This is a genomic window from Rhizobium sp. P32RR-XVIII (genome assembly GCF_012641395.1).
In the GTDB taxonomy this organism is placed as follows: Bacteria; Pseudomonadota; Alphaproteobacteria; order Rhizobiales; family Rhizobiaceae; genus Rhizobium.
This window is the reverse complement of record NZ_JABAIH010000003.1, coordinates 222049-243279: the sequence shown is the minus strand read 5'-3', so window position 1 is coordinate 243279 and position 21231 is coordinate 222049. Positions and strand designations below refer to the sequence as shown.

Genomic DNA, 21231 nt, shown 5'->3' with positions numbered 1-21231 from the left:
CGGGCGCCGCTGGTGTCAAGACGAATGGAACATCTTGCCTGCCTCGACAACAAAACCATGAGTCGTGTTCTCGCTGCCCTTGACAAGCCGAACTGCCGGTATTTTATTCACGCCTGCGGATTAGGCACTGCCTCCGCGCTTACATGACTTCGATAGTCGCTGGGCAGTTTCGCCTCATGACGCCCCATCAACCGATGGGACCGCGTCGTGGGGTTTTTTGTTTTTTGGATTCCGCATGGATAAAACGTTGAAGATCGGCATCCTCTTCTCCACGACCGGCCCTTACGGGTCGATGGGCCGCGATGCGCGCGACGGCGCGGAATTTGCGATGGAGGAGCTTGCCGCGGCAGGCAGGCAGACAATCGAGCCGGTCTTCTTCGATCCGCACGCCGATCTTTCTGCCTATCTCGAAGGCGCCCGCCACCTGCTGCGTGCCGGATGCCGCCACCTCGTCGGCACGATCACGTCTGCCGCCCGCAAGGAAGTCATTCCACTTGTGGAAAAACACGATGGCCTCCTTTGGTACATGTGCCCCTATGAGGGCTTCGAGGCCAACGAGAACGTCATCTATGTCGGCGGTTGTCCGAACCAGCACCTGATCCCGCTTTTTGACCATCTCATCCCGCGATTCGGCGCCCGCCCCTACCTCGTTGGCGCGAACTATGTCTGGGGCTGGGAGATGAACCGTCTCGCCCGCGAACTTATCAACAATGCCGGCGGCGAGGTCCTCGGCGAGCGTTACCTGCCGCTTGAGGAAAGGGCGGTCGAGCGCATCGTAGCGGACATCGAGCAGCGCCGCCCGAGCTTCATTCTCAACAATTTGATCGGCCCCTCTAGTTACGCCTTCCTGGAGGCCATCAAACAGCTTGGCGAGCGCGACCCGGCATTCCGTGCTGAAAATTGCCCGGTCGTCAGCTGCGACCTGATGGAATGCGAGCTGGATGACATCGCGGCCGGCGCCGCAGTCGGGCAGCTTTGCGCCGCGTCCTATTTCGACAATCTTGGTACGCCGGAGAACGCCGCATTCAAAGTCCGCGTCGCTCAGCGATACGGCCGTGTACGGCGCGTCTCGAGCGTCTTTGCCAGCGCCTACACAGCCGTCAAGCTCTGCACCGAGGCAATTCTCGCGGCAGGCAGCGACGATCCCCCGTCGGTACGCCGCGAACTCTACGGCAATGCTTGGCCGACGCTCTTCGGCGCGCTGTCGATCGATCCCGAGACCAACCATGCGGCGCTGCCCTTCCATCTCGGCCGCATCAATCCCAACAACGGTTTCGACGTCATCGCCTCGCGCCCGCCGCTCGCCGCCGACCCCTATCTCACCAGGCGCGACAAGCAGGCGCCGCCGAAGCTGCGGGTGGTGTCATGAGAGAGACCCCCAATTTTACAGGCTGGCATGCTGCGATTATCCACCGCGAAGATGGCAACACCGAAAGGCTGATCCGGCAACTGCGCCTGCTTGGCATTCGCGCGACGCTGCAATGGGCTCCGCTTTCCGCCGCCGAACTCCCTCAAATCGTGATTGTCGATGCCGATCAGGGCTGGGACGATCTCCTGCCATGGACCGGCACCAATCCAGCCTGCCCGGTCGTCGCATTACTCGGTTCCGAGGCACCTGGCCGCATTGCGTGGGCACTCGAAAGGGGCGCCGGAGCGATCATCGCCAAGCCCATCGCTACGTCGGCGGTCTATCCCGCGCTCGTCATGGCCGTCTCCATCTATCAAGAGCGCAAGAACAATGCCGAACGGCTGCAATATCTGGAAGAGCGCGTGCGGCTTCGTCCGCTGGTCCATGCCGCCGTGGAGAAACTCATGAACGCCCGCGGCCTCGACGAGGAACGCGCCTATGCGATCCTGCGCGATTGCGCCATGCGCCGGCGCCTGCCGATGGAGCAGATCGCCGCCTTCATTCTTGGCGGTGTCGAACCCTTGCCGGAGGTTGGCTGATGCGAGTACTCAAAGCCATGCTGCGCCAGCCTGCAGCCCTGATCGGCCTCGTGGTCGTCGTCGTCGTCGTGACGATGGCAATCGCCGCGCCGCTGATAGCACCGTTCAGCCCGGAAGATCAGATGTTCGACGGCCTGTCGCTGGAGGGCGCGCCGCTGCCGCCGGGCGGCCAGTTCCTGCTCGGCACGGATACGCTCGGCCGCGACCTCTTTTCCCGCCTGCTTTTTGGTGCCCGAACCTCGCTGGTCATCGGCCTCGTGGCAAATGGCATTGCCGTCGCGATCGGCCTCTTCATCGGCATCGTCGCAGGCTATGTCCGCGGCTTCGCAAGCAGCGTGCTGATGCGCTTCACCGACCTGATGATGGCGTTTCCCGCATTGCTGCTGGCGATCGTCCTCGCAGCCCTCCTGAAGCCCAGTTTATGGATCGTCGCGATGGTGATTGCGCTCGTCAACTGGGTGCAGGTCGCGCGTATCGTCTATACCGAGACACGCGGCCTTGCCGAGCGCGACTTCATCATGGCGGAACGCTCACTCGGCGCCGGTCATCTGCGCGTGCTCTTCATGCATATCCTGCCCCACCTGATACCCACGGCCATCGTCTGGGGAACGCTCGGCATTGCGACGACCGTGCTTCTGGAGGCGACGCTCTCCTTCCTCGGCATCGGCGTTCAGCCGCCGCAGCCGTCCTGGGGCAACATCATCTTCGAAAGCCAGAGCTATTTCCAGGACGCGCCCTGGCTGGTGTTCATCCCCGGCGCCGTCATTCTGGCGACGGCGCTGTCCTTCAATCTCGTCGGCGATGCACTCCGCGACATCCTCGATCCGACGCAGCGCGGGAGAGGTTGAGATGGCGTTCCTGATGCTTCGCCGGCTGGTGCAGGCCGTTCTCATTCTTCTTGGCGTCGCCGCCATCACCTTCCTGCTGCTCTACGCGCTGCCGGCCGATCCCGCCGTGCTGATCGCGGGCCGCAGTGCGACGCCGCAGACGGTCGCAGCCATCCGCCATGAACTGGGCCTCGACCAGCCGCTCGTCGTCCAGTTCCTCCACTATCTCGGCGGGCTCATCAACGGCGATCTCGGGCGCTCCTATACACAGAAGACCGCGGTGCTGCCGTTGATCGTCGCGCGCCTGCCCGCCACGCTCATCCTGATGGCGGCCGGCATTCTCGTCGAAGTTGCGCTCGGCCTCACCTTCGGTGTCATCGCCGCAGTCAAGCGAGGCGGCTTTGTCGACCGCGCGGTGATGATGCTGTCCTTTGTCGGCGTCTCGTCGCCGCAGTTCGTCGTCGCCCTGCTCCTGCTCTACGTCTTTGCCGCCACGCTCGGCTGGTTCCCGATGTCGGGCTTCGGTACGGTCAACCATGTCGTCCTGCCGGCCGTGACCCTCGGCGTTCTCGGCGCCGGCTGGTACGCCCGCATGGTGCGCTCCGCCATGATCGACGTTCTCAATCAGGACTATGTCCGCACCGCCCGTGCGAAAGGCCTCTCCTCGCGGCGCATTCTCTTCCGGCACGCGCTGCCGAACGCCATCCTGCCGATCATCGCCATGATCGGCATCGATATCGGCCAGTTCATGAGCGGCGTGGTGGTGGTGGAAGCCGTCTATGGCTGGCCGGGCATCGGTCAGCTCGCCTGGCAGGCCATCCAGCAGGTCGACGTGCCGATCATCATGGGCGTGACACTGGTCTCGGCGCTGGCGATCGTGCTTGGCAACCTGCTTGCCGACGTCGTCGCGCCCTTCATCGATCCGCGCATCCGCGCGCAATAACCGAGCAAAAAACCAACAGAGGAGTTCCTAAATGAAAAAGACATTCCTACGGCAGGCGGCATTCGCCGCAATGCTCGCCACGACCGCGCTGGCGCCGGCCGTCTCGGCCCACGCCGCCGAAACCCCGGCCAAGGGCGGCAACATCGTCGTCACCTACAAGGACGATATCGCCACGCTCGATCCCGCGATCGGCTACGACTGGCAGAACTGGTCGATGATCAACGCCATGTTCTCCCGTCTGGTCGACTACACGCCGGGCACCACCGAGCTGAAGCCGTCGCTCGCCGAGAGCTATGAGGTCAGCTCGGACGGCAAGACCTACACCTTCAAGCTCCACAAGGGCGTCAAGTTCACCAACGGCCGCGAGCTCACCGCCGCTGATGTCAAGTATTCCATCGAGCGCGCCGTCAATCCGAAGACGCAGGGGCCTGGCGCCGGCTTCTTCCATTCGATCGTCGGCGCAGACGCCATGACGGCCGGCAAGGCCGAGACGATGGAAGGCATCGTCGTCGTCGACGACCATACGATCCAGTTCAACCTCGTCCAGCCGGACGCGACCTTCCTCAACGTGCTCGCGCTCAACTTCTCCTCCGTTGTGCCGAAGGAAGCGGTCGAAGCCGCTGACGGCGATTTCGGCAAAAAGCCAGTCGGTTCCGGCGCCTTCATTCTGAAGGACTGGACGGTCGGCCAGAGTCTCACCTTCGAGCGCAATCCGGACTACTTCATCAAGGAGCGTCCGCTGATCGACGGCTACAAGGTCGAGATCGGTCAGGAGCCGCTGGTAGCGCTGCTGCGCCTGCAGAAGGGTGAAGTTGATATCGCCGGCGACGGCATCCCGCCGGCAAAGTTCCTGGAAATGAAGAAGTCGCCGGAATTCGCCGGCATGATCGTCGACCGCCAGCAGATGCAGACGGGCTATGTGACTCTCAATACGCAAGTCAAGCCGCTCGACGACGCCCGCGTCCGTCAGGCGGTCAACATGGCGATCAACAAGGACCGCATCGTTCGCATCATCAACGGCCGCGCCGAACCCGCGAGCCAGGTTCTGCCGCCGCTGATGCCGGGCTATGACAAGGACTACAAGGGCTATCCCTTCGATCAGGCCGGGGCGAAAAAGCTGCTCGCCGAAGCCGGCCTCAAGGACGGCTTCAGCACCACGCTCTACACCTCCAACACGGACCCACAGCCGCGCATCGCCCAAGCGATCCAGCAGGATCTGGCGGCGATCGGCGTCAAGGTCGAGATCAAGGCGCTCGCCAACCCGAACGTGATCGCCGCCGGCGGCACCAAGGGCGAGGCGCCGATGATCTGGTCAGGCGGCATGGGCTGGATTGCCGACTTCCCGGATCCTTCCGACTTCTACGGACCGATCCTTGCCTGCGCCAGCGCCGTGCCCGGCGGCTGGAACTGGTCGTGGTACTGCAACCAGGAGATGGAGAAGCGCGCTCAGGCGGCCGACGCCATGCCGCTGCCGGCCAAGGAGAAGGAGCGCCTGGAAACCTGGAGCAAGATCTTCACGGAGATCCAGGAAAAGGACGCGCCGTGGATCCCAGTCTTCAACGAGCGCCGCGTCGTCGCCAAGTCGAAGCGCATGGGCGGCCCGGACGAGATCTACATCGATCCGACCCGCGTCATCGACTACGAGGCGATCTACGTGAACCAATAGGTCCTCAAAAGGATCGAACCCTCTCCCGGTACGCCGGGAGAGGGCCTATGAGTCTAGGGAGACACCAGCATGTGCATCGTCTGTACCCACACCATTCACCGCGCCCAGCATAATTTCGGCTGGAACAAGGATTTCGCGCCCGCCGTCGTTGCCAAGCCAGGCGAGACGATCCACTTCGAGTGCCTCGATTCCTCGGGCGGCCAGCTCGGTCGCGACGCGACGCTCGACACGCTGAACAATCTCGATTTCGGCAAGATCAACCCAGTTTCTGGCCCAGTCTATGTCGAGGGCGCCAAGCCCGGCGATGCGCTGAAGGTGACGCTGCGCAAATTCATCCCGTCGGGGACTGGCTGGACGGCCAATATCCCGGGCTTCGGCCTGCTTGCCGACCAGTTCAAGGACCCGGCATTGCATGTATGGTCCTACGATGCCAACAGCATGGTTCCTGCCCTCTACGGCCCGGGCGGCCGTGTGCCGCTGAAGCCGTTCGCCGGCACGATCGGCGTTGCACCTGCCGAACCCGGCACCCATTCCGTCGTGCCTCCGCGTCGCGTCGGCGGCAACATGGATATTCGCGACCTGACTGCCGGTGTCACGCTCTACCTGCCCGTAGAGGTCGAAGGCGCTCTGTTCTCGATCGGCGACACGCACGCAGCCCAGGGCGACGGCGAAGTCTGCGGCACCGCGATCGAAAGCCAGATGAACGTCGAGGCGACGCTCGAACTCGTCAAGGATGCCAAGCTCCAGACGCCGCGCTTCACGACAACCGAGCCCGTCAGCCGCCATCTCGACGGCGCCGGCTACGAGGTGACGACCGGCATCGGTCCCGACCTGATGACCGGCGCGCGCGAAAGCGTCATGCGCATGATCGACCTGCTCGGCACCGAACACGGCCTGAGCGCCGTCGATGCCTACCTGCTCTGCTCTGTCTGCGGCGACCTCCGCATCAGCGAAATCGTCGATCAACCGAACTGGGTGGTCTCCTTCTACTTCCCGAGGATCGTATTCGCTTGACCTTGTCCTCCATTGCCGCGCCCATTCTTTCCGTACGCAATCTCAGCGTCGATGCCCTGACGCCGGAGGGCCTGAAACCGGTCCTTCGGGATATCGGTTTCGATCTTGCAAGCGGCGAGACGCTCTGCATCGCGGGAGAATCCGGCTCCGGCAAATCGGTGACTTCGCTCGCCGTCATGGGGCTGCTGCCGAAGACGTCGCTGCGCGTCACATCCGGCAATATCCTGCTCGGTGAACGCGACCTTCTGAAGCTCTCCAATCGCACGATGCGCGGCGTGCGCGGCGGCGATGTCGCCATGGTGTTTCAGGAGCCCATGACGTCGCTGAACCCGGTGATGTCGGTCGGCGCGCAACTGACCGAGGCAATCCGCGAGCACCAGGGCAGCGGCAATGCAGAGGCGGTGGCGTTGCAGATGCTCGATGCCGTGCAGATCACCGATCCGGCCCGGCGCCTGAAGCAGTTTCCGCATGAGCTTTCCGGCGGCATGCGCCAGCGCGTGATGATCGCCATGGCGCTCTCCTGCCGACCCAAGGTGCTGATTGCCGATGAGCCGACGACGGCGCTCGACGTCACGGTTCAGGCCCAGATCCTGAAGCTGATGCGCGAACTGAAGGTCGAGTTCGGCACCTCGATCATCCTGATCACGCACGACATGGGCGTGGTCGCCGCGATGGCCGACCGCGTCGCCATCATGCAGCACGGCCGGATCGTCGAGGAAGGCCCCTCGCTTGCGATCTTCAACCGGCCGAAGGAAGACTATACCAAGCAGTTGCTGGCCGCCGTGCCGCGGCTCGGAGCCCTGGCGGGAACGGATGGTCCGCCGCGGGTGACCGAGCGCAAGATCGAGCCGGAACGCACTGATCGCTCGCCCGTCATAAACGTGCGCGGGCTGAACGTGAGTTACGGCAGCCCTGTCGGCCGTTTCTTCAAGGGCAAAGCGCCGGTTCAGGCCGTGTATGACGTCTCGTTCGATATCCTGCCCGGACAAACGCTTGGCCTCGTCGGCGAAAGCGGTTCCGGCAAGTCGACGACCGGCAAGGCGGCTCTAGGTCTCATTCCCTTCACCGGCAATGTCCTGATCGACGGGCAGGACATCGCCGGTCTTGGCCAGCGAGCGATGCGACCAGTGCGCCGCTCGGCTCAAATGATCTTTCAGGATCCCTACGCTTCGCTCGACAGCCGCATGGCGGTGGGGGCAGCGATCGCCGAGCCCATGGTGATCCACGGCATCGGCAGCAAGAGCGAGCGACGGGATCGCGTCGCCGAGCTGCTTCGCCGGGTCGGGCTGACGCCCGATGCCGCGACCCGCTACCCGCACGAATTCTCCGGCGGTCAGCGTCAGCGCATCTGCATTGCGCGTGCCCTTGCCGTCGGGCCGAAACTGATCGTCGCCGACGAGAGCGTCGCCGCACTCGACGTTTCGGTGCGCGCCCGCGTTCTCGATCTGATGCTGGAGCTGCAGGAGACGATGGGGCTTGCCTATCTCTTCATCTCCCATGACATGGCGGTGGTCGAGCGCATGTCGCACCACGTCGCGGTGATGCGCGACGGCCAGATCGTCGAGACAGGGACGCGGCGGGAGATCTTCGAAAACCCGAAGGACGACTATACGCGGACTTTGATCGCCGCCGTTCCCATCCCTGATCCGGAAGTCTACCAAAGAAGAGCGCGGGGCACCGTCGCCTGACCGGCGATGCCGCGTAGCTGACGTTCCTCTCCGCAACTTCGTGACGGCCGCTGGACTGCGGCCGCTTGCACAATTCCATAAATTTCATAGATTATTCTCTGCGGCTTCGTGCAGAAGCTGGCTGTGCCTTGTCTTCAAGATCTGCGCAAGAACTCGGTTGGACCGGCAGCGGTGACGAAAAACGAGACGGATGCATTGGCAGGGCCGGTCGTCGCCATCATTGGCGGTGGCGTTTCCGGCGCGGGCGTCGCTTACCATCTGGCAAAGGCAACGGCGGCCAAACCGCCGCGGATCATCGTCTTCGAACCGCGTGCCGAGATTGGCCGCGGGCTTGCTTATGACACCGAAGACCCCGCCCACCGCATCAACGTGCCTGCGGCACGCATGAGCTTGCTTCCCGATCAGCCGGAAGACTTCCTCGAATGGGTGGTGGATAAGGATAGGGTCGCCGACGATCCGGAAGCGCTGTGGCCGAACGGCAATCTCTTCCCGCAGCGCCGTCTGTTTGGCGCTTACGTGGTTGCGAAACTGCGCCCCCTCCTCGAAAGCGGTGCGGTCGAGCATAGGAAGACGAGGGTCACAAAAGTATCCTCGAGCCCCGAAGGCTGGCTGATAACCGACGACAGAAATGATGAAACACGAGCCGATTTTCTGGTGATCGCAGCGACTCATCCCGCACCGTCGGCACCACGCAGCCTTTCGGCGGCATTGGCCGATCATCCGCGCTTTGTTGCGGATTCGACGCGGCGCGGCTCCCTGGATGTCATTCGCCCCGACGATTGCGTCCTCATCGTCGGCAATGGATTGACCTCCGCCGATATCGTTGCATCGCTGACGCGCGGCGGCCATCGTGGGCCGATCATCTCCATTTCGCGCCGCGGACTTCGTTCGCGCGGCCATCCGCCCTCCCGCCAGGACCCCTTCGGCGATTTTCTTTCCGATCCGTCGGCAAGTGCCGCCGCTCTTCTCCGGAAGGTTCGCGAGACGATCAGGCAAGCGGTCGAAGCCGGGACAAGCTGGCATGCGGTCATCGACCAGGTGCGCAGCAACGGACATGAAATCTGGCGCAATCTGCCGGTCGCGGAGCGCTGCCGCATCGTTCGCCATTTGCGGCCCTACTGGGATGTCCATCGTTTCCGGATCGCGCCGCAGGTCGAGGAAGTTCTCGACCGTGCCATTGCAGAAGGAAGGCTTCAGGTTCTCGCCGCTTCCGTCGCTGACGCGACGGTCAATGGCGACGGCATTGATGTGGTTCTTCGCAAAAGAAACGGCCAGCGCGTGGAGAAATGCTTCGAGGCAGTGGTCGTGACAACGGGCCCCGCTCACGGCGGCATACTCGAAAGCCAGCGATGGCTGCATGAGCTCAACGCAGCCGGACATCTACAGCTCGATCCGACCGGCCTCGGCATCGCCTGCAACGAAATCTCGGAGGCAATTGGAACCGGCGGCCAACCCAACCCGACACTGATCATTTCAGGCCCGCTTGCGCGCGGCACGTTTGGCGAGCTCATGGGCTTGCCGCAGGTGACGGAACACGCTGCCTTCGTTGCCGCGCAGCTCGCCGGTAAGCTGAATGCCGCCGTTTCAGGAACGGAAATCGTCCAACCGGAAGCTGCAGAATCTGCCTTCTGTTCAAGTATTAAATCTTTGTAATGCTTAAATTTTTGCAATGAATCTGTAATGAACATTTAATTTGTAAATACGGCCCCAGCGGAGCATATGACTCTTAAGCGATAGTTCTTCCGCTTGACAGTATTCGCCGTCAGACACTGACGGTTTCATTCAGAAGACGAAAGAATTGACGCCAGTTTCGCCCGACGGCCGCGTTCCCCGACACGGAACAGCGACGCCGCCATGCATTGATTTCGCAAGGGACCTTTCCACCATGTCAATGATCATCTCCAAGCATCGCGCCGCAGCTCTGGTCGGCGCCGCCCTGATTGCCGGCACGGCCGTCGTGCCTTTTGCCATCGACGCCTCAAGTGCCGTAGCCGCACCTGCCGGGGTCAACGGCACAGTTGCATCGGGCACCTCCTTCGCACCGGTTGTCGACGCCGACAAACCTGCAGTCGTTACAGTCACCACGACGATGAAGACCACGGATGTCAGCAGCGAGCAGTCACCGATGGAGGAGCAATTCCGCCAGTTCTTCGAACAGCAGGGCATACCGCTTCCGAAGCAGGCCCCGCAGCATCAGCAGGGTGAGCGCGCCATGGCGCTCGGCTCCGGCTTCATCATCAGCCCGGATGGGGTCATCGTTACCAATAACCACGTCATCGACAACGCCATCGACATCAAGGTGACCTTGGATGACGGCACGGAACTCCCGGCCAAGCTGGTCGGCACCGATCCCAAATCCGATATCGCCGTTTTGAAGATCCAGGCGTCGAAGCCGCTTCCGACGGTTGCCTGGGGCGATTCCGACAAGCTGAAGCTTGGCGACGAGATTTTGGCCATCGGCAACCCCTTCGGTATCGGCACGACCGTGACGGCGGGCATCGTCTCGGCCCGAGGCCGCGATCTGCACAGCGGCCCCTATGACGATTTCATTCAAATCGACGCGCCGATCAATCACGGCAATTCCGGCGGCCCGCTGGTCGACCGTGACGGCAACGTCGTCGGCATCAACACTGCCATCTATTCGCCGAATGGCGGCAGTGTCGGCGTCGGTTTCGCGATACCATCGAATGAAGCAAAGGCGATCGCTGCCAAGCTTCAGAAGAACGGCTCCATCGACCATGGCTATCTCGGCGTTCAAATCCAAGAGGTAACACGCGATGTTGCCGACGCTCTCGGTCTCAGCACTCCCCAGGGCGCGCTGGTCGCCGCGGTCACCGGCGACACCCCCGCGGCCCGTGCGGGTCTCAGGACCGGTGATGTCATCACGGCTGTCGGCGGCGGAAGCGTGAAGAGCCCGAGGGACCTCTCGCGCCTGGTTGCCGACATGGCCCCGGGCAACAAGGAAACGCTGACGGTCTGGCGCGATGGCAGCAGCACAGAACTCAATGTCACTATCGGCGGCAGCGACACCGGCGACAAGCAGGCGGCGGCTGAACAAAGCGACGGCAAGCAGGAAGGCAGCCCGCGCCTCGGCATGGCACTTTCCAACCTGACGCCAGATATCCGGGACGAACTGAACCTGCCGAGAAGCGCGAAGGGCGCTGTCGTCACCGGCGTGAACGAGGACGCAGCAGCAGCGGCCGCGGGTATTCAGACAGGCGACGTGATCGTCTCGGTGAACGACCAACCCATAGCCAATGCAAGCGATGTGAAGAAAGCCGTTGCCAATGCTGAAAACTCGGGCCGCAAGTCAGTGCTCCTGCTTGTCGAACGCGACGGCAACAAAATCTTCGTAGCCGTGCCGTTCTCGGCAGCCTGACCTTCAAACTCACCAAATGTCGCGCGCCTCGCATCCCCGGATGCGGGGCGTCATCGTTTTCAGCGTCGGCCGTTCAAGCCGATCACAATTCGCCTCATGAAGGGTCTTGCCACCCACCGGCCACGTTTGGCCCGAACTTGACAAGTTCCTCATCAACAAACAAGATGAAACCGGTTTCAATCCTGCACGGGAGGAATGGTGCGGCTCGACCTTTCGATCCTCTTGCCTCACCTGGGCTTTCTCGGTCAAGGTGCGCTGCTGACCGCCGAGGCCTGTTCGCTGGCGCTGATCGGCAGTGTGCTTATGGGCGCCTTCGTCGCGCTCGCCCGTACGTCGTCTTCGAAAGCGCTGCGCAAGATCGCCTTCATCTATGTCGATATCTTCCGCAACGTACCGTTCATCGTCCAGCTTTTCTTCTTCTATTACGGACTGCCGGAGATCGGGATCTACATTGATGCCTTCACAACGGGCGTCATCGCATTGTCGATCGCCGGCGGCGCCTACGCATCCGACGTTATCCGCGCCGGCATTCTGGCGATCGATCAGGGCATTATCGAAGCGGCTGAAGTGAGCGGCCTGTCGCGGCGGGTGATCTTCACCCGCATCGTGCTTCCGATCGCTTTGAGGACCTCGGTTCGTCCGCTTGGCTCGGTGCTGATCAACCTGGTTCTCACCTCCTCCATCCTTTCGACGATCACGCTCAACGAGTTGACCGGCTCGGCGCAGATCGTCGTTTCGCAGACCTACCGGCCATTTGAAGTCTATGTCGTGCTGCTTGTCGTCTATGCGGCGCTGACCTATCTCGTCTCGCTCGCCGTCACCCTCCTGCACCGCCGTCTCAATCGCGACATGATGGAGGACGTGGCCTGATGCGCTTTACGGATTTCACATCCTACGATCTCGTCCTGCTGGCACAGGGGCTCGGCGTCAGCCTCGCTCTTTTCCTTGGAACCTCGCTGATCGGCCTGGTCATCGGCCTCATCTGGGCGGTAATCCGCTTCTACAAGGTGCCGGTCCTGACGCCGATCGTCACCTTCTTCTCCGAGCTTTTGAAGAACTCGCCGGTACTCGTGCAGCTATTCCTCGTTTTCTTCGGCCTGCCAGGCCTGCTGCACATCCGCGTCACGCCGGTGACCGCCGCGACCATTACGCTTTCGGCCAATACCGCCGCCTTCGTCTATGTCATCGCTGTCTCGGCGATCGAATCCATCGGCCGCGAGCAGATCGAGGCCGCACGCGTCTTCGGACTTACCCGATGGCAAGTGCTTCGCCATGTCGTCGCACCGCAGGCCGCGGCCTTTGCGATCGGCCCGCTGGTGGCGCTGCTTGTCAATCAGCTGCAGGTGACGTCGCTGATTTCCGTCATCGGCGTCGTCGATCTCACCAAGATCGGCAACATCCTCAACATGCGAACCTTGAAGCCTTTCATCGTCTGGACGGCTGTCGGCCTGCTTTATTACACCGCTGCCAAGCTGGTCGCGCTTCTCGGCACGCGTTTCGAAAACCGCCTGAGGGCCTACAGCGCCTGGAGAGGGCTCTGACATGCTCAATGTAGAAAACGTCCGGAAAGCCTTCGGTCATGCCACCGTTCTCGACGGTGTCGATCTGACAATCCAGCCCGGCGAGGTGGTGTCGATTCTCGGTTCGTCCGGGTCCGGCAAATCAACGCTGATCCGCTGCATCAACGGACTGGAAAAGCTCAACGGCGGGCGGATCACGGTTGACGAGTTCGACGTCGGCAAACCGAAAGAGCTAGCGGAAGCCCGCAAGCGCTCGGCGACGGTCTTTCAGCTTTTCAATCTCTACCCGCACATGACGGTGCTCGGAAACATCACGCTTGCACCGATCGAGGTTCTGAAAAGGTCCCGCGGCGAAGCGGAAGCCGAAGCACGTGCCCTGTTGCAGTCCGTCGGCCTTGGCGACCGCGCCGATGCCTATCCGGCCCAGCTTTCCGGCGGTCAGCGACAGCGCGTCGGCATCTGCCGGGCCCTTGCCATGCAGCCGCGCTATCTGCTTCTTGACGAAGTGACGAGCGCGCTTGACCCAGAAATGACGGCGGAGGTGCTGGCGATCCTGGCGAAACTCGCCGAGCAGGGCACGACGATGCTTTTCGTCACCCACGAAATCGAGTTTGCGCGCCATATCTCGGATCGGATCGTCTTCCTCGACAAGGGCAAGCTGCTGGTCGATCTGCCGACCGAAGAATTCTTCGCCGCCGACGGCGGCATGGCGCAGCCCCGCGTTGCCCAGTTCCTTTCCAAAATGCGCAAAGATTAGAGGTCTTTCATGCTGCTCGTGGCCAATAAAGAAGCCTGGCCTGGTTTTCCGACGTCCGTGCAGATGCTGCGCGAGGGGGCCAACAGTCTCGACGCCCTGGTTGCCGGCATCAGCAAGGTCGAGAGCGAAGTGAAGGTTCGCAGCGTCGGTTACGGCGGCTGGCCGAACATGATCGGGAATATGGAGCTCGACGCCGCCGTCATGGACGGCAATACCCGCGAGGTCGGCTCGGTCGGCGCCGTGCCGAATACGCTTCCGGTCGCCGCCCTTGCTCATGAGGTGATGAAACGCCTGCCGCATGTGATGCTGACCGGAGATGGTGCCCGGCGTTTTGCGAGTGAAATCGGTTTCGCGGAAGACAACGTCCTCTTCGAAGACAGCAAGCGCGTCTGGTGGGAACGGCTGGAAAAGGAGCTTTCTCCGGAGGATCTGGCGAAATTCCCGGACATCCCGCTGGCGCCGCTGAGCCGCGCGATCACCGATCCCGAACGGGTGCGCGACACCACCGTTTTCCTCTCGGCCGATCCGCAGCGCGGCATCCATGCGGCGACCTCGACATCCGGCTGGGCGTGGAAATATCCCGGCCGATTGGGCGATTCACCCATCCCCGGCGCCGGCTTCTACGCCGACAGCCGCTATGGGGCCGCCGCCTGCACCCATACCGGCGAAATGACGATGCGCTGTTCGACCTCGCGTACGATCGTGCTGGCGCTCAAACTTGGCTATTCGCTCTCCGATGCGATCAAACTTGCAGTCGAAGAGCTCAAGGAACTTGACTCTGGCTTCCTGGCAGGCGTCGTTATTCACGCGGTCGACGCCAAGGGGAACCATGAGGTGGTGAATTTCAGATGCGAGGGCGAGATCCGCTACTGGCTCTGGGAGGATTCGATGTCCGAACCGGAATTGCGGACGGCGAAATCGGCGTAATCAACAAAAGAGGGAATCGAACATGAAACGCATACTCACTGCTCTTGCAGCACTCGCCGTCGTCGCCGGCTCAGCGCTGCCATCGGTGGCCGGCATGCTGGACGACATCCGTTCACGCGGCACCGTGCGCATCGGCGTCTCGCTCGGCGGCGAGCCGATCGGCTTCCGCGACGCGCAGAACAATCCAGTCGGCTATGACGTCGACGTCGCGACGCGGCTTGCCGAAAAGATCGGCGTTCCCGTGGAGTTCGTTGATGTTTCCGGCGACGCCCGTATTTCGATGCTCGTTTCCGGCCAGATCGATGTGGCCGTTGCGAATACGTCGGCAACGCTCGAGCGGGCCAAAACCGTCAATTTCACGATCCCCTACAACCGCGCCGGGCTCCGCATCATCGTGCAGAAGGATGCGGGCATCAAGGAACTGAAGGACCTAGCTGGCAAGACGGTCGTCGTCGGCCGCGGCACCACGGGTGAAACCTTCCTGAAGGCCGCCGTGCCGGAAGCCCAGTTGGTCTATGTCGACCAGTTCGCGCCGGATGGCGTCTTGCAGTTGCAGCAGAAACGCGTTGTTGCGGCGATCGAAGATTCCTCGCTGCTCGACTATCTCGCAACGAAGAACCCGTCGCTGGTCACGCTGCCCGGCCTTTACTCCAACGATCCGATCGGCATTGCCGTCGCCAAGGGCGACCCGGAGTTCGTCCGCTGGCTCGATATGTTCGTCTCCGACTACATCCAGTCGGGCGCTTACGAAGCCAACTACAAGAAATGGTGGGGTGCGGATTCCAACCCGCCGGCTCTGAACCCGCAGTGGTAAACCCAAGGCCGCCTTCGGGCGGCCTTTCCCGTTCAAGACGTGGCGCGGAGCACGAAACGCGTCGGAACGGTGATCGGCGGCTGACCCGGCTCGAAACCTTCGGGGTTTGCGATGAAGGCGACGATATGGCGGACGTAATCCGACTTGTCGTAGCCGATGGAGGAGATCGGGTAGGCGTCGAAATCCGTCAGTGACAGGTTGTCGAAACCGTACAGCCTGAAGCGTGGCGGTTTATCTCCCGGAAAGTCGGAACGGCAGACGTCGAGAATGCCCATGGCCATGGCGTCGGACGTACAGAAGATCGCATCCGGACAATCGTCGCCCGTCAGGATTGACGCGGCAGCATGGCCGCTGGCGTAGGAATAGTCACCCTGTACCGTTCGCACCAGCTCGATCCGATGTTTTGCAAAAGCCTGGCGATAAAGACCGATGCGCGCGTGCTCAACCGGTGAAGAGGCGCGGCCCGTGACGAGCCCGGCAGTCTTCACACGCTTCCGCGCCGCGTCGGCCACAGCGTCCTCGATGCCGATCGCTTCGTCCGGCATCACCACCGGAGCCAGCTGGTCGTGCAGGCCATTCAGCATGACGACCAGATCTGACCGGAACATGCGCCTGACGGTTGCAGCATCGGCGAAGTCCGAAAACACCAGTGCGGCATCGACGTGATAGGCGACGCCGTTGCGCAAGAATTCCTCGACGCGCGCAACGGAGCCTATGCGGATGAGGATGACCTGCTTGCCAATCGCCTGGATCTGGTCGATCAGCCGGTCGAAAAGGTCGAGGTCAGAGAGATCGTGAATATGATTGACGACGACCGCGACGAGATTAACCGTCTTGGTCGTCAGGCTCCGGGCCAACAGATTGGGCTTGTAGCCGAGGGCCGTCGCAGCCTCGATCACCCGCTCGCGCTTCTCGTCGGAAACCGGCCGCGGCTCGGCGGAAAGGGCGCGGCTTGCAACCGCGCGCGAAACACCCGCAACGCGCGCAACATCTGCAATCGTCGGCGCGGCGTCGCGGCTCGTCGATAACTTCATTTCTGCAGTTCCAACCTTTTCCGGTGTGATACCGTAAGCTCAACCGCCTTGGCTAGCTGGCCCCCGCCTTTTCACAGTCAAAACTGCCAGAATGCGACGCTCTGTGCAATTCCACCTGTACCGTAGGAACTGCAGCTATAGCCAGGAGGCCGGCGACCTGGGCAATCTGCCTTCGGGATCAATTGCGCGGAGCTCCGGTCCGCCCGGCTCGTTCCACATCCATAGTGCCACGCACGTGCCGCCATGCGACATGAAGGACGGATAGATCACGCCGTGATAACCCGATGCCATCAGCCGTTCGCGGAGATGGTGGGTCGCCGGTACCTTGCCTTCGTCCATCAGCAAGCGCCATTCGCAATGATGGATGTCGGCAGAGACATCGAACTCGTGCAGAAGCGCCGGGTCCATCGTGTCCGCCAGGCGCGCGCCTTTGAGCTCCAGTTGCGCGATCATTGCAGGATGCTGCACGAAGCCCTGGTTATATTCCGCCCAGGCCGTCGACAACTCCCGAGCCGCGTAGATCGTCGGCGCTCCCACTGGGTTCCACCGGCCGCCGAAGCGACCGGCGCCCTCGCCGGATAGCGGCGCATAGGCCCATTTCGGAACGAAGGCGCGCCAGAGAAGCGTAGCTGCGCCGGCTTGCGTCTCAGGCATAGACGCCGGACCGCACGGCCTCGAGATAGGCAAGGACGCGGTCGGCTTTGCCTTCACCGACGAGATCGAAGGCCGTCTTGCCGCCCCAGCCGGGGATCGGCTGATGCTTGAACCAGATCACCGCGCGGTTCTCGTCGCCAGCCATCTCGCTCGCCATGGAAAGGATGCGGACGACGTTGCTGAGCGCGCTATCGACCTTGCGGGCGCTCGACTGCGCCGTCAACGTGTTGCGGGCAACGCCGATCAGCCGCGCGAGTTCGGCGAGCGTGACGCCAAGCTCTTCAGCAACCCGGCGGGGGGACAGAAACGAGGAGTGCTCGTCACCGAAGTGAGCAGCGATATTATTGAAACTCGCGGCTGTCATGGCCTGACCTTTGCATATTTTGATCACTGTGCAATCAAAATATGCTCAAACTACGCTCACTTCAAGCTCCGCTTCGCCAGGATGGCTCTCGCCGCTCGAAGAAAGCGGCAATGCCTTCACGCGCCTCGTCCGTTTCCCAGGTATCTGCCAGTTGCTGAATGACGTCTTCGATGACCGTATCTGTAATCGGTGAACCGAGCGAACGCGCGAGCGCCTTGGCTCTTGCGATTGCCTCAGGCGATGCCTTCAGAAAATGCGAGATCTCGGCTTCGACTGCCGCATCCAGGCCGTCCGCCGGAACGACATACTGAGCAAGACCGGCGGCCTTTGCTTCCGATGCGCTGATAAGTTTGCCGGACATGAAGAGCGGTCGCGCGGCGCCCTCGCCGATGCGCGCGATGACGAAAGGACTGATCGTCGCCGGGATGATGCCCAATCGAACTTCGGTCAGGCCCAACCGGGCACTTTCAGAAGCGATCACCAGATCGCAAACGCTGAGCAGGCCGACACCGCCGCCGAAAACATTGCCCTGCACCCGGGCGATTACTGGTTTCGGAATATCGTTTAAGGCGCGGAACATCGTTGCAAGACGCCTTGCCTCGGAAATCCGCTCGGCGCGTCCGGCTTCGAATTGCGCGCGCATCCAGCCAAGATCGCCGCCGGCGCAAAAGCTTGCGCCCTCCCCCGCGAGCACGATGACCCGAACGCGGCGATCGGCGCCAAACTCCTTTGCCGCGGCCGTCAGTTCATCCATCATCTCTGCCGATATCGCATTGTGCTTGTCGGCTCGCGCAAGCGTCAGCCGCGTGACGCCACGCTCGTCGGTCTCGATGCGAAGCGTTTCAGGCATCACGAAGCGCTCCTCAATGTACGAGCAAAGGCGGCCGCCTGCTTCAGCTTTTCCTCCGCAAGCCCGGTCGAATAGCCTTTCGCGGCAAGGTGGCGCGCGACGGCCAGGGTATCGACATTACCCTTGGCGCCCGGCGCATAAGGACAACCTCCAAGCCCACCGATCGAGGCATCGAAGGTGCGAAGCCCGTGGTCCAGCGCGACGTCGATATTTTCGAGCGCGCGACCGGACGTATCGTGGAAATGGCCGGCCAGCATCGCAGCAGGCGCCTCTTGCAACACGGCCGCCAGCATCTTTGCGACGGCTTCCGGGGTCCCGCGGCCGATCGTGTCGCCAAGACTGATCTCGTAGCAGCCGAGTTCTCTCAGCCGTGCCGTAACCTCCGCGGCCTTGGCCGGGGGAACGACACCTTCATAGGGGCATTCAACGACACAGCTGACATAACCGCGCATCTTGATACCATGCTCACGGCTGGCGTCGGCGACGGGCCGGAAGCGCTCGATGCTTTCGGCGATCGAGCAATTGATATTGCGCTGGGAGAAGCTCTCGGAGGCTGAGGCGAAGATCGCGATCTCGTCCGCCCTTGCCGCAAGCGCTGCCTCAAAGCCCTTCATGTTCGGGGTCAGCACGGCATAGCGGACACCCGGCTTGCGTCGAATGCCCGCCATCACTTCTGCTGCATCGGCGAGTTGCGGCACCCATTTCGGGCTCACGAAGCTCGTGACCTCGATGCGCTCGTAGCCGCAATCCGAAAGCATATCGACAAGCGCGATCTTGTCCGCTGTCCCGATGAAACGCTCTTCGTTCTGCAGTCCATCGCGCGGAGCCATCTCGACAATCGAAACATATTCCTCCGTGGACGCCATCACGCCTCCTCCGGCTTCAGCGTCACGAGAACGGTGCCTTCTGAAACCTGCTGGCCCTCGCTCGCCTCAACGCTTTCCACGACACCGTCACGCGCCGCAGTCAGCGTCAGTTCCATCTTCATCGCTTCCATGACGATCAACGGCTCGCCTTTCGACACCGTCGCACCTTCGCTCGCCCGCACGATCTTGATGAAGCCCGGCATCGGCGCGATGAGTCGATTTCCTGTCTCGGTTTCCGACGCAGCACCATCGAGCCGATCGGGAGCCGTGAAGAGATGCGTATGACCGTCCAGGCTCAGGCTCAGCCGATGCGGCCCACGCTCGATCTCGACTGGAACCTGCCTGCCATCGACCTCAACCTGAACACGATCTCGATCGCGGCTGACGATCCTGATCGGGATCACGCGATGGCCATCATGGACGGCGAACATGTCAAAGCCACGTGCCACGACCCGCAGAGAAGCGCCTTCGCCTGCATGTTCCAGGGTCACGATGCGCTGCATCTCGCCCCAGAGCTGCCAATGACCGAGCGTATCCCACGGACTGCCGCCGGACACGTTGGCATCAAGCGACAGCACCGCGGCAAGCGCAACCACGGTATCGGCAGCAGGCGGAATTGCCGTAAGCATCTCAAGATCGCGATCGATCAAGCCCGTATCGGGATGACCGGCGACGAAATCTTTCTGCCGGCTCAGATTAGCCAGGAAACCGATATTGCTGACCGTTCCCGCAATCCGCGACGCCTGCAGCGCATGGGTCAACCTCGCAAGGGCGGTTTGGCGGTCCGGTCCATGCACGATCATCTTGGCGATCAGCGGATCGTAGTGTGCGGAAATCCGGTCGCCGGACCTGACACCCGCGTCGATCCGCACATCGACCGGAAAGCGCATTTGTTCGACAACGCCGGTTGCGGGCAGGAAACCCTTCGCCGGGTCCTCCGCATAGATGCGCGCCTCGAACCCCCAGCCATCGATGGAGAGGTCGGATTGGCTTGTAGGCAATGGTTCACCGGCTGCAATCCGCAGCTGCCATTCGACAAGATCGATGCCTGTGATCGCCTCCGTCACCGGATGCTCGACCTGCAGGCGCGTATTCATTTCCATGAAGAAGAAGCGATCCGGCAGCAGGCCATCCGAAACATCCGCGATGAATTCCACTGTCCCGGCGCCGCGATAGTCGATCGCATGCGCCGCACGCACGGCCGCCTCACCCATGGCGCGGCGCATCTCAGCCGTCATGCCGGGTGCCGGCGCCTCCTCGATCACCTTCTGGTGCCGCCGTTGCAGCGAGCAGTCACGCTCGAAAAGGTGAACGACATTGCCGTGCTGGTCTCCGAAAACCTGCACCTCGATATGGCGGGAGAGGAGCAGGTATTTTTCGAGGAGCACCGCATCGTCGCCGAAAGCCGCATGCGCCTCGCGCTTTGCTGCTTCGAGCGCCGCGGGAAAGTCTTCGGCCCGGTCGACGCGGCGCATACCCTTGCCGCCGCCGCCTGCCCGTGGCTTGATGAGCACCGGGAAGCCAATCTCGGCGGCCCTGTCGGCCAAGAAGTCCGGCTCCTGACAGTCGCCATGATAGCCGGGCACGACCGGAACGCGTGCTCTGTCCATCAATGCCTTGGCGGCATCCTTCAGACCCATGGCCCTGATTGCGGATGGCTGGGGTCCGATGAAGACCAGCCCGGCCGCTTCGACGGCCTCGGCGAACTCGGCATTTTCCGCAAGGAAACCGTAGCCCGGATGGACCGCCTGAGCGCCGGCACGCGTGGCAGCCGCGACGATGCGCTCGATCGAAAGATAGCTTTCGTGCGCCGCCGCACCGCCAATGCGGATGGCCTCATCGGCAAGCTCGGTGTGCAGCGCGCCGGTATCGGCGTCGGAATAGACGGCCACCGTATGGATGCCCATGCGACGCGCAGTGCGGATGATGCGGCAGGCGATTTCGCCACGATTGGCTATCAGGACCTTCGAGAACATCGCTG

Annotated in this window: 20 protein-coding genes; 14 read left to right on the top strand and 6 right to left on the bottom strand. The window is 62.3% G+C overall.

Translation table 11 applies throughout. The features are described from left to right. The first annotated feature begins 235 nt into the window (after window positions 1-235). The 14 genes from HGP14_RS10825 to HGP14_RS10760 all read left to right on the top strand — a co-directional run bounded on the left by HGP14_RS10825 (window position 236) and on the right by HGP14_RS10760 (window position 15482). Window positions 236-1369 (top strand): transporter substrate-binding protein, encoded by a 1134-nt coding sequence (locus HGP14_RS10825; RefSeq protein ID WP_168829839.1) that lies wholly within the window; start codon window positions 236-238, stop codon window positions 1367-1369. After that, window positions 1366-1947, top strand: coding sequence for an ANTAR domain-containing response regulator (locus tag HGP14_RS10820; protein WP_168829838.1), 582 nt, complete (start codon window positions 1366-1368; stop codon window positions 1945-1947). The genes HGP14_RS10825 and HGP14_RS10820 overlap by 4 nt, the downstream gene beginning before the upstream one ends. Further along, window positions 1947-2795: an ABC transporter permease gene (locus HGP14_RS10815; RefSeq protein WP_168829837.1), complete on the top strand. Its 849-nt coding sequence runs from the start codon at window positions 1947-1949 to the stop codon at window positions 2793-2795. Before HGP14_RS10820 ends, HGP14_RS10815 begins: the two co-directional genes overlap by 1 nt. 1 nt (window position 2796) lies before the next feature. Further along, entirely contained in the window at window positions 2797-3717 is a 921-nt protein-coding gene (locus HGP14_RS10810) for an ABC transporter permease (protein ID WP_168829836.1), read from the top strand. A gap of 31 nt (window positions 3718-3748) precedes the next feature. Further along, window positions 3749-5383, top strand: coding sequence for an ABC transporter substrate-binding protein (locus HGP14_RS10805; RefSeq protein ID WP_168829835.1), 1635 nt, complete (start codon window positions 3749-3751; stop codon window positions 5381-5383). A 69-nt stretch (window positions 5384-5452) separates the two neighbouring features. Continuing rightward, the gene (locus HGP14_RS10800) at window positions 5453-6397 is read left to right on the top strand and encodes an acetamidase/formamidase family protein (RefSeq protein WP_168829834.1); all 945 of its coding nucleotides are present in this window, start codon (window positions 5453-5455) and stop codon (window positions 6395-6397) included. Further along, window positions 6394-8085 (top strand): ABC transporter ATP-binding protein, encoded by a 1692-nt coding sequence (locus HGP14_RS10795; RefSeq protein ID WP_168829833.1) that lies wholly within the window; start codon window positions 6394-6396, stop codon window positions 8083-8085. The genes HGP14_RS10800 and HGP14_RS10795 overlap by 4 nt, the downstream gene beginning before the upstream one ends. Before the next feature lie 171 nt (window positions 8086-8256). Further along, window positions 8257-9738, top strand: coding sequence for an FAD/NAD(P)-binding protein (locus tag HGP14_RS10790; RefSeq protein ID WP_168829832.1), 1482 nt, complete (start codon window positions 8257-8259; stop codon window positions 9736-9738). Window positions 9739-9970: 232 nt separating this feature from the next. Continuing rightward, window positions 9971-11464, top strand: a complete 1494-nt coding sequence (locus HGP14_RS10785) for a DegQ family serine endoprotease (protein ID WP_168829831.1) — start codon at window positions 9971-9973, stop codon at window positions 11462-11464. A 195-nt stretch (window positions 11465-11659) separates the two neighbouring features. Continuing rightward, window positions 11660-12334: an amino acid ABC transporter permease gene (locus HGP14_RS10780; protein WP_205927119.1), complete on the top strand. Its 675-nt coding sequence runs from the start codon at window positions 11660-11662 to the stop codon at window positions 12332-12334. Beyond that, window positions 12334-13005: an amino acid ABC transporter permease gene (locus tag HGP14_RS10775; protein WP_168829829.1), complete on the top strand. Its 672-nt coding sequence runs from the start codon at window positions 12334-12336 to the stop codon at window positions 13003-13005. Before HGP14_RS10780 ends, HGP14_RS10775 begins: the two co-directional genes overlap by 1 nt. 1 nt (window position 13006) lies before the next feature. After that, a complete protein-coding gene (locus tag HGP14_RS10770) occupies window positions 13007-13741 on the top strand; it encodes an amino acid ABC transporter ATP-binding protein (RefSeq protein ID WP_168829828.1) in 735 nt (244 codons plus the stop codon). Between the two features lie 9 nt (window positions 13742-13750). Then, window positions 13751-14668 (top strand): N(4)-(beta-N-acetylglucosaminyl)-L-asparaginase, encoded by a 918-nt coding sequence (locus HGP14_RS10765; protein ID WP_168829827.1) that lies wholly within the window; start codon window positions 13751-13753, stop codon window positions 14666-14668. A 22-nt stretch (window positions 14669-14690) separates the two neighbouring features. Further along, on the top strand, window positions 14691-15482 hold the full coding sequence (locus tag HGP14_RS10760) for a transporter substrate-binding domain-containing protein (protein WP_168829826.1): 792 nt from the start codon (window positions 14691-14693) through the stop codon (window positions 15480-15482). A gap of 32 nt (window positions 15483-15514) precedes the next feature. Here the strand turns inward: HGP14_RS10760 and HGP14_RS10755 are convergent, their stop codons facing one another. From HGP14_RS10755 to HGP14_RS10730, 6 genes are all read right to left on the bottom strand, one after another. Continuing rightward, window positions 15515-16516 (bottom strand): LacI family DNA-binding transcriptional regulator, encoded by a 1002-nt coding sequence (locus HGP14_RS10755; protein ID WP_168829825.1) that lies wholly within the window; start codon window positions 16514-16516, stop codon window positions 15515-15517. Window positions 16517-16651: 135 nt separating this feature from the next. After that, window positions 16652-17170, bottom strand: coding sequence for an RES family NAD+ phosphorylase (locus tag HGP14_RS10750; protein ID WP_168829824.1), 519 nt, complete (start codon window positions 17168-17170; stop codon window positions 16652-16654). Continuing rightward, window positions 17163-17534: a DUF2384 domain-containing protein gene (locus HGP14_RS10745; protein WP_168829823.1), complete on the bottom strand. Its 372-nt coding sequence runs from the start codon at window positions 17532-17534 to the stop codon at window positions 17163-17165. The genes HGP14_RS10750 and HGP14_RS10745 overlap by 8 nt, the downstream gene beginning before the upstream one ends. 61 nt (window positions 17535-17595) lie before the next feature. Beyond that, entirely contained in the window at window positions 17596-18384 is a 789-nt protein-coding gene (locus tag HGP14_RS10740; RefSeq protein ID WP_205927118.1) for a crotonase/enoyl-CoA hydratase family protein, read from the bottom strand. Continuing rightward, window positions 18384-19253: a hydroxymethylglutaryl-CoA lyase gene (locus tag HGP14_RS10735; RefSeq protein ID WP_312862124.1), complete on the bottom strand. Its 870-nt coding sequence runs from the start codon at window positions 19251-19253 to the stop codon at window positions 18384-18386. The genes HGP14_RS10740 and HGP14_RS10735 overlap by 1 nt, the downstream gene beginning before the upstream one ends. Continuing rightward, the gene (locus tag HGP14_RS10730; protein ID WP_168829820.1) at window positions 19250-21226 is read right to left on the bottom strand and encodes an acetyl/propionyl/methylcrotonyl-CoA carboxylase subunit alpha; all 1977 of its coding nucleotides are present in this window, start codon (window positions 21224-21226) and stop codon (window positions 19250-19252) included. Before HGP14_RS10730 ends, HGP14_RS10735 begins: the two co-directional genes overlap by 4 nt. Between the last annotated feature and the right edge of the window lie 5 nt (window positions 21227-21231).

Coding starts and splice junctions, on each gene's coding strand:
- HGP14_RS10770 (WP_168829828.1), top strand. CDS start 13,007: ATGCTCAATGTAGAAAACGTCCGGAAAGCCTTCGGTCATGCCACCGTT.
- HGP14_RS10740 (WP_205927118.1), bottom strand. CDS start 18,384: ATGCCTGAAACGCTTCGCATCGAGACCGACGAGCGTGGCGTCACGCGG.
- HGP14_RS10775 (WP_168829829.1), top strand. CDS start 12,334: ATGCGCTTTACGGATTTCACATCCTACGATCTCGTCCTGCTGGCACAG.
- HGP14_RS10750 (WP_168829824.1), bottom strand. CDS start 17,170: ATGCCTGAGACGCAAGCCGGCGCAGCTACGCTTCTCTGGCGCGCCTTC.
- HGP14_RS10730 (WP_168829820.1), bottom strand. CDS start 21,226: ATGTTCTCGAAGGTCCTGATAGCCAATCGTGGCGAAATCGCCTGCCGC.
- HGP14_RS10825 (WP_168829839.1), top strand. CDS start 236: ATGGATAAAACGTTGAAGATCGGCATCCTCTTCTCCACGACCGGCCCT.
- HGP14_RS10760 (WP_168829826.1), top strand. CDS start 14,691: ATGAAACGCATACTCACTGCTCTTGCAGCACTCGCCGTCGTCGCCGGC.
- HGP14_RS10755 (WP_168829825.1), bottom strand. CDS start 16,516: ATGAAGTTATCGACGAGCCGCGACGCCGCGCCGACGATTGCAGATGTT.
- HGP14_RS10780 (WP_205927119.1), top strand. CDS start 11,660: ATGGTGCGGCTCGACCTTTCGATCCTCTTGCCTCACCTGGGCTTTCTC.
- HGP14_RS10745 (WP_168829823.1), bottom strand. CDS start 17,534: ATGACAGCCGCGAGTTTCAATAATATCGCTGCTCACTTCGGTGACGAG.
- HGP14_RS10805 (WP_168829835.1), top strand. CDS start 3,749: ATGAAAAAGACATTCCTACGGCAGGCGGCATTCGCCGCAATGCTCGCC.
- HGP14_RS10820 (WP_168829838.1), top strand. CDS start 1,366: ATGAGAGAGACCCCCAATTTTACAGGCTGGCATGCTGCGATTATCCAC.
- HGP14_RS10810 (WP_168829836.1), top strand. CDS start 2,797: ATGGCGTTCCTGATGCTTCGCCGGCTGGTGCAGGCCGTTCTCATTCTT.
- HGP14_RS10765 (WP_168829827.1), top strand. CDS start 13,751: ATGCTGCTCGTGGCCAATAAAGAAGCCTGGCCTGGTTTTCCGACGTCC.
- HGP14_RS10800 (WP_168829834.1), top strand. CDS start 5,453: ATGTGCATCGTCTGTACCCACACCATTCACCGCGCCCAGCATAATTTC.
- HGP14_RS10815 (WP_168829837.1), top strand. CDS start 1,947: ATGCGAGTACTCAAAGCCATGCTGCGCCAGCCTGCAGCCCTGATCGGC.
- HGP14_RS10785 (WP_168829831.1), top strand. CDS start 9,971: ATGTCAATGATCATCTCCAAGCATCGCGCCGCAGCTCTGGTCGGCGCC.